We start from the raw sequence: 11423 nt of genomic DNA on the forward strand, positions 1-11423 counted from the left end.
CCCTGCCCTGAAACCGGACTTTCAACGGCAACTGGAAGCCGCCATGCACGGTGCCGCTGATCTGCTACAAGTCACTGGCAACAATCGTAAAGACTGTCGGTGGCCGGATTCCTATGTTCAGACTTACCAGCTCAAACCTGATAACAAGGCGATCACCGAGAAATTTGAGCTGACGCCCTTGCCACTAAAGAACATGGAAATATACCTGGATGATAATGTCCGGCGCTATATTGCCAGCCGTGCAGGCATTCACACCTGTAAAAGTTCTGACCATAAAGATTGCAAAACTAATCGCCGAAACGGGATTTCCCGTGGCATCCATAATAGCTTTCATGATCTCAGGCAAGTCAGAGTGCCAACAGGGATGACCCGTCTGGAAAAGATGCAGTGTCGCCAGGGTTTCAGTTTATTAAGTATGGAAACACAAGGAGCCATCGCTCAAGAGGTACAACGACTGCAACTCAAGGGGATACTTATGAGCCTCGGCACATTAACCCAGGAAACCCTGAAATCACGTCAGGCAAAAAGAGTGCTTGTGCAAAGAGGATTTGCAGTGGTCAGTAACAAGCGCTTCAGGGGATATAATGACAAAGGCGAGATAAAAATGCAGAAAATGCTAGTACCTGTGCGAATTCGTCCAAACCGTGAAACTGTTGTTTAGCCAATAAGGAATGAAGCGAAAACGCAAGCAGCATGCTGGAATAGAGGCAGCAGCGCATCTTAAGTTGGTGCATTGAACATTGTGGGTCGATTCGAAACGGCAACGGTTTCTGCTTAAGAGACAGGATGAGCGAATGCGGATGCTGCGTGCGGGCCAGTCAGGTGTATGGGCAGATGTGGGCAAAGCTCAGGCCGATGTTATTGGTAGATGTCCTTCCTTGGGATAACACCACTCTGACCGATACAACGCCCATAGGGAGAGATCAAATGCAGGGTGTCCGGGAGTGGTGATGACAAAAAGGATAATCAGTCACAAGGATCCGTTATGGCGGCGACTGTCCGGCTGGATGTGCGAACGTTTTCCACCGGTAAACGCCTTATTGTTTTTTATTCTTTATCTCGCGTGTGCGCTGGTCGCCCGTCACGGGACAGAAAACCCGGGTATACAGTGGCTGGATATCCCGGCCTGTCTGGTGACCTGGTGGCTGTTTCTGCTGATCCGTATTTTTGACGAGCATAAAGACTACGCCATTGATGGGATTAACCACCCGCAACGGATACTGCAACGTGGCCTGATCACTTTATTCCATCTGAAGGTTCTGGGCGCTGTGGCCATTGTCGTGCAACTGGTCTGGTCCTGGCTGATGGCCGGTGAAACCGGATTATTGGCCTGGGGGCTGCTGTTTGCCTGGCTGTGCCTGATGGGCGTGGAGTTTTTTTGCGGCCCCTGGCTGGAAAAACAGTTGCTACTGTACGCTCTGAGCCATATGGCCATTATGCCGCTGGCCGTTTACTGGCTGGCGGTGCTCGCCAACCCGGAAGTCCGGTGCACTCCGGTATTGCAAGCCATGATGAGTCTGGCCTTTATCAGTGGTTTCTGTGCGGAAATCACCCGGAAAACACGGGGGCCGGAAGAAGAGAGGGAGGGCGTGGATTCCTACACCCGAATTCTCGGTGTGAAAGGTGCAATCACCCTGGTGCTGGTGCTGGTTTCCGCCATGGTGGTTAATCAGGTAGTGCTGTTATGGCTGGCCGATATCGACGGATTAGCCGTTTATTGCCTGATGGCAGCCGTGGTGTGGGCAGTGGCCGTGGTGCCGTTATTGCGGTTTGCCAATGCACCATCGCTGGCCGGTCGGGAAACCAACGAGAAGGTGGTGGCCGTGACCCTGCTGCTGGGCTATCTGCTGGTGATTATCGGTCTGCTCAGGGGAGGTGCCCTATGAGTAATGCCTCCAGAGTTCGCGGCGAAACCTGCCATGCCTTTGGTCCGGAACACCGCTGCGATATTCGCCTGAAATGTGGCGGACAGTGGTTGACTGCCCGAGCGATAGAGGTATCGAAAAGTACCCTCTGTGTGCAGCTCAAACCGGACAGCTTATTGCCCACCGGGACGGTCTGCACAGAGTTGCAACTGACGCTCAATGGCCAGCGGTTTACCCTGTACCAGCTGCAGGTCAGCAGCACAGACACCGGCAAAGACGGTGATTCTCCACAGCTGTTACTGAGCAATACCGGGGATGACGGGAATAGTGAAGAACAGCGCGAAGAAAATGCCCGGATCCTGTGGCAGCTCAGTTATCTGTTGCGGCACCTGCCCGCCAGCAACGAACCGACGGCCTACGATATCAGTACCTTACCGAAGATACCGGCCCGTGGTCTGTATACCGAAGCGGCCCGTCAGCACCGTCTGGCCTTTGCCCGGGCAAACACCGGCGCTCCTCTGGACGAAGTTGCCCACACCCGGCTGGCACCGAAAACGCTGGTCAGCAATGTCGAAGCGTTTATTGGCTCGGTGGAGGTTCCGGTAGGGCTTGCCGGACCGCTGCATATCCTGGGAGAGCATGCCCATGGTCTGTTTTATGCCCCCATGGCCACCTCTGAGGGGGCGCTGGTGGCCTCGGCCACCCGTGGCGCCACGGCCATTTCCCGTTCCGGCGGCGTGCGGGTCAAGGTGCTGGGGCAGCGGATGCTGCGTGTGCCGGTGTTTGTGCTGAAAGATTTAGCCTCAGCCCTGTTTTTTACCGAGTGGGTCAAAGACCATGAGCAGGAAATCACTGAGCAGACTCGAAAATATTCCAATTATGCCAATCTGGTGGAAGTTCATGCCGAACTGATGGGGCGCAGCGTCCACCTGCAGTTTTGCTACGAAACCGGTGATGCGGCCGGTCAGAATATGACCACCACCTGCACCTGGCAGGCCTGTCAGTGGATTTTGCAGCAGATGCAGTCATTCACGGCCATTGAGTTTGACAACTTCCTGATTGATGCCAACCTCTCCAACGATAAAAAAGTGACCTACAACTCTTATCTCCGGGGCCGGGGGGTGCGGGTACTGGCAGAAACCCTGCTGACAGAAGCCGTATGCCAGCGGGTGTTGAAAGTCAGCGCACAGCAGTTGGTCACCGCTTACAACCACCTGGTCGGCGGCAGTATTGCCGCCGGCATGGTGGGGGTCAATGTCAATATCGCCAACGTAATAGCGGCTATGTTTACCGCCACCGGTCAGGATATCGCCTGCGTTCATGAGTCGGCTATCGGGCAGTTGCTGATGGAGCTGACCGAAGAGGGTGATGTCTATGCCAGCCTGCGGTTACCTTCACTGGTGGTGGGTACCGTTGGCGGTGGCACCGGTTTGCCGCAACAAAAAGAGTGTCTGGAGTTGTTGGGCTGTGCCGGGGCGGGGTGTGCCCACAAGCTGGCGGAAGTGATCGCCGGCTTCTGCCTGGCGCTGGATATCTCCACCCTGTCCGCCATCGCCAGTGATCAGTTTGCCCGGGCCCATGAAAAGCTGGGACGTAACCGCCCGGTCACCTGGCTGCAACAGACAGACCTGAACCAGGCATTTTTTGCCCGGGTGCTGGCTGAGTCCGGCACCGGAACCGGGGTGCGTGAACTGCACCCCTTGAAGATGTCGGATCAGGGCAGCAGCATTATCACCGAATTAACGGCCCACAAGATTAATAAACTGGTGGGGCATTTCCCATTCCGGGTCACGCCGGAGCAGGGGGATGCGCTGGAATTGATGGTGAAGGTAAAACCCCTGGATGATGAAGTCATTCTGATGATGAACTCCATGGCGGCCATGTGTGATGCCCGCCTGGCCCATGCCTATAACGAGTTCAGGAATCATCTGGATTTCAAGAATTGCCATCGTCGTGAGTTGGCGGTGATGAGTCAGCAGGATGAACGATTCTGCCATTTTGCCCCCAGAACCTTGATGACCTGGGAGGACCGCGCCCGGGAAGCCTACGTACTGGTGCAGGAACACCTTACCGGCCTGGAGCTTATGGATTCCGCCGATGACACCCGGGGCTGGCAGCCAGAGCATTTTAATGCGGCCGTCGATGGCATTGCCCGGGTACACAGTATCTGGTATGGCCGGGAACAAGAGTTACAGGCATTTGACTGGCTGCCGGATCTGCCCTCCACCAAGGCCATGGTGGCGAAAACCCGGCTGTGGCTCCTGCTGGGAACCCATGCCCAGCAGGAGTTTCCCGAATGGTTCACTGAGCAGGATATGGCGCGTTTTCGCCAGCGGGTTTACAGCCTGAAATCCTGGTATCCAACCATCGACAGCATGAAGAAAACGTTGATTCACAACGATTTCAACCCACGCAATATCGCTTTTCGACGCCATGGCTCACAGCTGACCCTCTGTGCCTATGACTGGGAACTGGCCACGGTACAACTGCCTCAGCACGATCTGGCGGAATTACTGGTGTTTACCCTGCAACCGGATTTTGACCACCGGCTGGTGGAGCAACTGATTGAGCGTCATCGTCTGACACTGCAAGCCGCCAGCGGCGAGGTGATTGATGCCGAACAGTGGCACCTGGGATTTATCCTCAGCCTCTGGGACCTGGTCATTAATCGTTTACCCCAATACCTGATGGCGCACACCTTCCGCCACTATCCATTTATGGAACGGGTGGTCTGCACCGCCCGCAATCTGCTGGATTTTTGTGAACAGGGCGAAGAGCGCAGGGAGAAACCGTGACCTGCCATGATCAGCAACAGGCCGGCCTGCTGGCAGACGCCCGGCTGGGGGGCAAAGCCCATAATCTGGCCTGGCTCAGCCGACATGGCTTTAATGTGCCACGCTGGTGGGTGGTCCCGGTGGAGGCCTTTCAGTACCAGTTGCAACAGCAGGGGCTGGGCAACTGGATTGAGCAGCAACTGGCACCGTTTGCCGCTCAGTCGGAGGTTGGCAACCAGCAACTGGCGCAGGTTTCTGCGGCTATTCAGCAACGGCTGCTGGCCGTCGGTTTGCATCCTGAGATTGCTGCCGCTATTCGTTCAGCCATGTCGGTGGAGGCGCTGAACCATGAACGGTGGGCGGTGCGATCGTCGGTGGTGGGGGAAGATTCCGTTGGTGCCTCGTTTGCCGGACAGATGGATAGCTACCTGTACCAACAGGGAGAAGCCGCCATTCATGATGCTGTGCTCAAGGTCATGGCCAGCGCCTATAACACCCGCGCTTTAGCCTACCGATTGCAGAAAGGGCTGGGCATCACCGATATTCAGGCGGCAGTGATCATCCAGCGGATGCTGGATGCCAAGGTCTCCGGGGTGATGTTTACCGCCAATCCGGTGAATGGCAACCGTCGTCAGGCGCTGATCTCTGCCACCTGGGGATGTGGCGAGGGGCTGGTATCCGGTCTTTGTAATGCCGATGAAATCACCGTCAATCTCTATGATAATGACATCCACAGCACCGTGGCCGATAAAGATATCGCCCTGCGCCAGGGGCCGGACGGTGGCACGATTGAGTGTGCCGTAGCCGCCGGGCAGCGTCGACAGCCCTGTCTCAATGACCGGCAAATTCTGGCATTGCGGGATATCGGCCGGGCCATCGGCGAAAGCTATCAGGCCCCTCAGGACATCGAGTGGTGCCTTTGCGACCAGCAGATTTATATTTTGCAGGCCCGGCCGGTGACCTCCCTGCCGGAACGTAACAGTGAGCAGGACCGGCTTCAGGTCTGGGATAACGCCAATATCCAGGAATCCTATTGTGGTGTGACAACACCCTTAACCTTCAGTTTTGCCAGCCGTGCCTATCACACGGTCTATCAGCAAACCCTGCGTTTGGCCGGGGTAAAAGAGCCCGTGGTGCAAGCCCATCAGGGCATGCTGGCCAATATGCTCGGGCTGATTCGGGGCCGGGTTTATTACAACATCAATAACTGGTATCGCGGCTTGTTGTTCCTGCCATCATTCAGCACCAATAAAGCGGATATGGAGCGCATGATGGGGTTGCAGGACCCGGTGGATATGATTCGGGACAGATCCCTCAGTACCATGGAAAAACTGGCACGCCTACCACAAATACTCCGCGCACTGGTGCTGATGCTCAGCCATTTTCGCCGGATGGAACAGCGAGTCTCCGAGTTCCAGCAACTGTTTGCCAAACAATACAACCGAATACAACGTCACCGTCTGCACACCTATACCATGGACGAGCTGATCGCCCTCAGTCGTTCACTGGATGAACAGTTACTGCAGCGCTGGACCACGCCCATTGTCAACGACTTCTATGTGATGATGATGAATGGCCGGGTGCAACGCTGGCTCAGCCGGTTGTCGCTGGACCATGAGGAACTCAACGGGGAACTGGTGCAAAACAACCTGCTGTCCGGTGAAGAGGGTATCGAAAGTACCGAGCCCACCAAATACCTGCTGCGCCTTTGTGATCAGGCCCGGGCTCAGCCAGAACTGCTGGCGGTGTTGCAGCAGGTAGACAATGACCAGCTGTTGGCCCGGCTGCAACAGCAGTTTCCGGCGTTCCACCAGCAATGCCTGGACTATATCGAGCGTTACGGCGATCGCACCATGGGTGAGCTGAAGCTGGAGTCACGCACCTTACGCCATGACCCCTCGTTTATGTTCGCCGTGCTGAAAAATTTTCTGGCCCGCGATGATCTGACGCTGGCAACGCTGGTGGAAAACGAAGCAAAATTCCGTCACCAGGCGGAACAGCAAGTGTTCCCGATGCTGCAGCAAACCCTCGGTCGCCGGGCACTGAAACGCTTCAGAAAGGACTTGGCCAGACTGCGCAGAGCGATCCACCACCGGGAAAATATGCGTCTTGCCCGTACCAGACTGTTTGGTCTTTACCGGGATATTTACCGTCAGCTCGGTCAACAGCTGGCCTTTTACCGGCAACTGGATGCAGCGGACGATATCTTTTATCTGACGGTGGAGGAGATTTACGGTTACGCCGATGGCCGCAGCGTTACCGCCATGCTGAAGCCACTGGTAGCTGCCCGCAAGGCGGAGTTTGCCGCTTATCGGGCAGAAGAAGAACCAGCCCATCACTTTTATACCCGTGGCGTGGTGTATTGCAACAACGACTACCGCTATCCCCATGAGCAAGAGAAGGCTTGCTCTGCAACAGAGCTGCAGGGCACCGGCTGTTATCCGGGGGTCGTGGAAAACAGTATCCGGCTGATTTTCTCACCGGATGATGCTCTGGATCTGAACGGTCAGATTCTCTGTACCGTGCGCACCGATCCGGGCTGGGCACCGCTGTTTCCCTCCGCCGGTGGCATTCTGGTGGAACGCGGATCCACCCTGAGCCATTCAGCGGTGGTGGCCCGGGAGTTGGGTATTCCGGCGGTGGTTGGGGTTCCCGGACTGACCTCCACCCTGAAAGACCGGGAAACCGTTCGCATGGATGGCAGTACCGGCCGGATCGTTCGCATCCACAGTGACGCCCATGGACAGGAGGAGAATGATGCAACTGCCTGACCCGTTTTTTCAAATCGCTGCCGATGTTTACCGGCAGGACGAATTCTGGCTGGGGGAAGACCCTCAAGCAGTTGCCGCCGTTTTTGCCGACGACAGCCACTACTGCAGGGCCGGTGGCCGGGTCTGGGCCGAGTGCCTTGAAGGCAGCCGCCTGGCCGGCTTTTTTGACCCGCGGCTGCGGATTGATGGCCAGCCGGTGGCCTATTTTGGCTATTGGGAAACCGATAATAACCGGTTGGCCAATGCCGAGCTGTTCCATCGCTTTGAAAGCTGGGCTGCTGCCCAGGGCGCAGTAACGGTCTACGGCCCGATCAATGGCAATCTCTATGGTATGAACCGGATTCGTTTGTCGGCACAGGGGGACGGGGCCCAGACAGCGCCATTTATCGGTGAACCCTACAATCCCGACTATTATCCACAGCTGCTGTCCGGCCTTGGTTATCAGATCCGTTATCGCTATTACACCCAGATCAATAATGATCCGGATGCATTGGTTACTTTGCTGGCACCGCTTCTGCACCAGGGGAAAGCGGCACTGAACGGGCAGTTCCGGTTTCAGCCCCTGACCGGCGATATCTGGCGCGAACGCTTGCCCGAATTATACCCCCTCACTGACCAGATGTTTCGTGGCAGCTTTGGCTATTCATCCATCAGTGAACAGCAGTTTATCGCCACCTGCGGAGATGGGTTTGCCCGGCGTCTGTGTCCACACAGTTCGGTACTGGTGACCGGAAAACACGATGATATTGCCGCTTACTTCCTGGTTTTTCCCGATTACAGCCCCCTGATCCGCGCCGGTCAGGTATCGGCAGACAGCGTGAATTTTTCGGATCACTTTGATCGCCTGACCAATCCACGGATGGGGGTGGCGAAAACCGCTGCAGTGCATCCTGATTATCGCCGGGCGGGCCTGTATACCCTGATGTCGATGCAGTTGTCGGTATGGGGTGGGCCTTACTATCAGCGAGGTGCCGCAGCGCTGGTGCGGGAAGACAACCCGTCGCTGTCATTTGGCCGCCGGTTTATCAGTGACGATCAGCAACGGGTCTATGCGTTGTATCAAAAAAACCTTGGTACTGGGCAGGATTGTTAATGACAGACAATTTTAGTCGCCACTTTCTATTGCAGGCCCGGGCCAATCCGGACCGTCTGGCCCTGCGGATTCCCCGTATGCAGGGACTGCGCTGCCTGGGTGAAGAGACCATCACCTATGGGGAGCTGAACCGGCTGGCGGGGGCCCTGCAACGGCACTGGCTCAATAACGGTCGGGCGCCGGGTCAGGGGCTCAGGGCGGGAGACCGGGTGGTGGTGATCGCCCAACCCTCAACCGCACTCTATGCCGTGGTATTAAGCCTGCTGGCCAGTGGCCTGGTGGCGGTGTTTATCGATACCGGTATGGGCAAACAAAAAATTCGCCAGGCACTACAGGATGCCGATGCCAGCGCGATTGTCAGCGTCCGGGCGCTGCTGCGGCGGCGCTGGCTGGTACCGGAACTGCGTCGCCTGAAAAGCTGGTCGCTGGACGGTGGTGGCCTGTTCTTCCGGGCCCTGCCCATGGCGGTGCAGGCCAACGACGAACTGCAGTTAATGACACCAGTGAGTGGCGATCACGGACTGATCTCTTTTACCTCCGGCAGCACCGGACGGCCCAAAGGGGCTGACCGCACCCACCACAGTCTCGATCAGCAGCATTTTGCCATCCTCCGACACTGGCCCAACGGTGATGGCGAGGTGGACAGCCCTTGTTTTCCGGTACTGGTGCTTCATAATCTCAGCTGCGGTATGAGCACGGTGCTGCCCAGGGTGGATCTGGCCACGCCGGGCAGCGTAGCCGCTCAGCCGCTGGTAGAGCACTGGCGGCAGCATCAGGTGGTGCGGGTTAGCGGTGCACCGGCTTATTTTTCGGCGATCTGTGCTTACCTGCTGGCTAATCACCAGACCCTGCCCCAGGTGACCGGCCTGAGTATTGGCGGTGCGCCGGTCTCCCTGTCCCTGGCAGCACAGCTGCGCCAGGCTTTCCCCAATGCCCTTGCCCGTATCGCCTACGGCTCCACAGAAGCGGAGCCCATCGCCGTACTAAACATTGACGATTATCTGAACGGTGCCAACCCCGAACAGGGCTTGTTGGTAGGCACGGTGGTTGATGAAGCGGAAGTCCTGGTGGCCACCGTCAATGACCAGGGTCAACCCAACGCGTGCCTGCCGAACCAACAAGGTGAGATTCTGGTGGCCGGTAACCATGTATTGCAGGGCTATTATCGGAATGCCCGGGCGGACATGGCCAATAAAATTCCCCGCCCCGGGGGGGATGTCTGGCACCGTACCGGGGACGTGGGCTATTTCGATCAGTGCAATCACCTCTGGCTGACCGGACGACTGGCCGATGCCGTCCAACTGGCGGATGGCCTGAGCCAGCCCTTACCCCTGGAACAGCAGCTTGACAGGCTGGACAACGTTGTCCGCAGTGCCGTGGTGCAATGTGGCGGGCAGCTCTGCCTGTTTGTTGTCTCGCCCCTCGGGTTAGCACAGCTCAAGCAGACATTGATGACCTGTTTACCCGCCGGGCACTGGCAGCTGATTCGTCTGGACACCATGCCGGTGGACGGTCGGCATAACAGTAAAATTGACCGGCCGGGATTGCGTGCCGGGGCCTTTCATGCCCTGGAACGGCTGATGCTGGAACAGGGAGAATAATAATGGCATCGCCGTGGTTAATTCGCCTGAACCGGGTGGACTGCATCACTCTGATCAGCGTGCCCCTGACCTTGCTGGCCATGCATGAAGCCCTGCAGCACCGATTCATGTCTGCACTGGCACTGCTCTATCTGGCAATGACCACCGATGCCCTGGATGGCATGCTGGCGCGGCGTTGGCAGTTGACCCGGAATTTTGGCCGCTATCTTGATGGCTTTATGGATGTACTGATCTATCTGGTTACGCCAGCCCTGATCGTCATGCAATGGGGAGACAGTGGCGTTTTGCTGTTTGCCCTGATGATCATGGTGGCCTGCGGCTGTGTGCGGCTGGCTGTCTTTAATGAAACCGGCAATATCGGGGATGACGGCACAGATAGCACCAATGAGCTGGCCTATCAGGGCATGCCGGTGTTCTGGAGCCTGTTTATTATTGCCCCGGTGATCTGGCTGAACACGCTGGGTATTTTACCGATGGTGCTGGCGCAATGGCTGCTGGTAGCCGCATTGCTGATCTTTAGTTACCGGATGGTACGCAGGGGGCGTTTCTTTAAGTTTTCCTCGTTGAAACACATTCTCCCCCTGACCCTGGGCGGTTTTTTGTTATGGATGTCTGCCAGCGCTGACACGGGTCAGGCCAAGGCACTGATACAGGCGCTGTACCTGCAGATTCCGTTAGTGATTGGCGGCATACTGCATATGGTCGTGGTCAGCCGCGATGATTTTCCGGCGCTGGCAAAACCCATCTGGTACCGGGCATTCGGGGCCAACAAAACCTGGCGGGGGCTGGTCGTGGTTCCCTTACTGACGGCCGCCGGGGCCTGCCTGCTGTATCCGCTGGAGTGGCTGCTGGGTGCAGCTTCGCCATTCTCAGGGCAGCCGTTATGGCTTAGCGGCACCTTAGCTGGGTTGGGGTATGTACTGGCAGAGCTGCCCAACTCCTGGGTGAAACGCCGCCTGGGTATTGCGGCTGGCCAGTTACCAACACAGGGCAGGGTCATCGCCATCGCCGCAGACCAGCTGGATTCTGCCATTGGTGTGGCCGTGGTCTACGCACTGTGGCTGAACATCAGCACTGATATTGTGATGTGGTGTATCGCCAGTTTTCCGCTGTTGGCCCTGCTAGTCAAAGGCTGGCTCCACAGGCATGCATTGAAGAGTCACGCCAGGTGACTCATCGTGTTGTAGTGGCAAGACATATTGTTTTTGTTTTAACCGGAAGGTTTTTCCCTTGTGCTCAGGGCCTGTTGACGCTTCATGTCCGAACAACTCATTCTATCTTGGCTCATTTGAAGCCGTTTTGGGAGCGGGGCGGACCAT

Annotated in this window: 7 protein-coding genes; all 7 read left to right on the forward strand. The window is 56.9% G+C overall.

Annotated features, from left to right (window positions below):
• Nucleotides 1-661, forward strand: a 661-nt coding sequence (locus tag KDK15_RS01930) for a hypothetical protein (RefSeq protein WP_257293681.1), incomplete at its 5' end; no start/stop codon positions are given.
• A 289-nt stretch (nucleotides 662-950) separates the two neighbouring features.
• Nucleotides 951-1886: a UbiA family prenyltransferase gene (locus tag KDK15_RS01935; RefSeq protein ID WP_257293682.1), complete on the forward strand. Its 936-nt coding sequence runs from the start codon at nucleotides 951-953 to the stop codon at nucleotides 1884-1886.
• Nucleotides 1883-4660: a phosphotransferase gene (locus KDK15_RS01940; RefSeq protein ID WP_257293687.1), complete on the forward strand. Its 2778-nt coding sequence runs from the start codon at nucleotides 1883-1885 to the stop codon at nucleotides 4658-4660. The genes KDK15_RS01935 and KDK15_RS01940 overlap by 4 nt, the downstream gene beginning before the upstream one ends.
• Nucleotides 4657-7410, forward strand: a complete 2754-nt coding sequence (locus tag KDK15_RS01945; RefSeq protein ID WP_257293683.1) for a phosphoenolpyruvate synthase — start codon at nucleotides 4657-4659, stop codon at nucleotides 7408-7410. The genes KDK15_RS01940 and KDK15_RS01945 overlap by 4 nt, the downstream gene beginning before the upstream one ends.
• Nucleotides 7394-8503, forward strand: a complete 1110-nt coding sequence (locus tag KDK15_RS01950; protein WP_257293684.1) for a hypothetical protein — start codon at nucleotides 7394-7396, stop codon at nucleotides 8501-8503. The genes KDK15_RS01945 and KDK15_RS01950 overlap by 17 nt, the downstream gene beginning before the upstream one ends.
• Nucleotides 8503-10104: an AMP-binding protein gene (locus tag KDK15_RS01955; RefSeq protein ID WP_257293685.1), complete on the forward strand. Its 1602-nt coding sequence runs from the start codon at nucleotides 8503-8505 to the stop codon at nucleotides 10102-10104. The genes KDK15_RS01950 and KDK15_RS01955 overlap by 1 nt, the downstream gene beginning before the upstream one ends.
• Before the next feature lie 2 nt (nucleotides 10105-10106).
• Nucleotides 10107-11276: a CDP-alcohol phosphatidyltransferase family protein gene (locus tag KDK15_RS01960; protein WP_257293686.1), complete on the forward strand. Its 1170-nt coding sequence runs from the start codon at nucleotides 10107-10109 to the stop codon at nucleotides 11274-11276.
• The last annotated feature ends 147 nt before the right edge of the window (nucleotides 11277-11423 follow it).

The organism is Endozoicomonas sp. YOMI1, assembly GCF_024606345.1.
Lineage (GTDB): Bacteria > Pseudomonadota > Gammaproteobacteria > Pseudomonadales > Endozoicomonadaceae > Endozoicomonas.

Excerpts from the sequence above, each read along its gene's own strand:
- KDK15_RS01935 (WP_257293682.1), top strand. The coding sequence starts at position 951 with ATGACAAAAAGGATAATCAGTCACAAGGATCCGTTATGGCGGCGACTG.
- KDK15_RS01940 (WP_257293687.1), top strand. The coding sequence starts at position 1,883 with ATGAGTAATGCCTCCAGAGTTCGCGGCGAAACCTGCCATGCCTTTGGT.
- KDK15_RS01950 (WP_257293684.1), top strand. The coding sequence starts at position 7,394 with ATGATGCAACTGCCTGACCCGTTTTTTCAAATCGCTGCCGATGTTTAC.
- KDK15_RS01955 (WP_257293685.1), top strand. The coding sequence starts at position 8,503 with ATGACAGACAATTTTAGTCGCCACTTTCTATTGCAGGCCCGGGCCAAT.
- KDK15_RS01960 (WP_257293686.1), top strand. The coding sequence starts at position 10,107 with ATGGCATCGCCGTGGTTAATTCGCCTGAACCGGGTGGACTGCATCACT.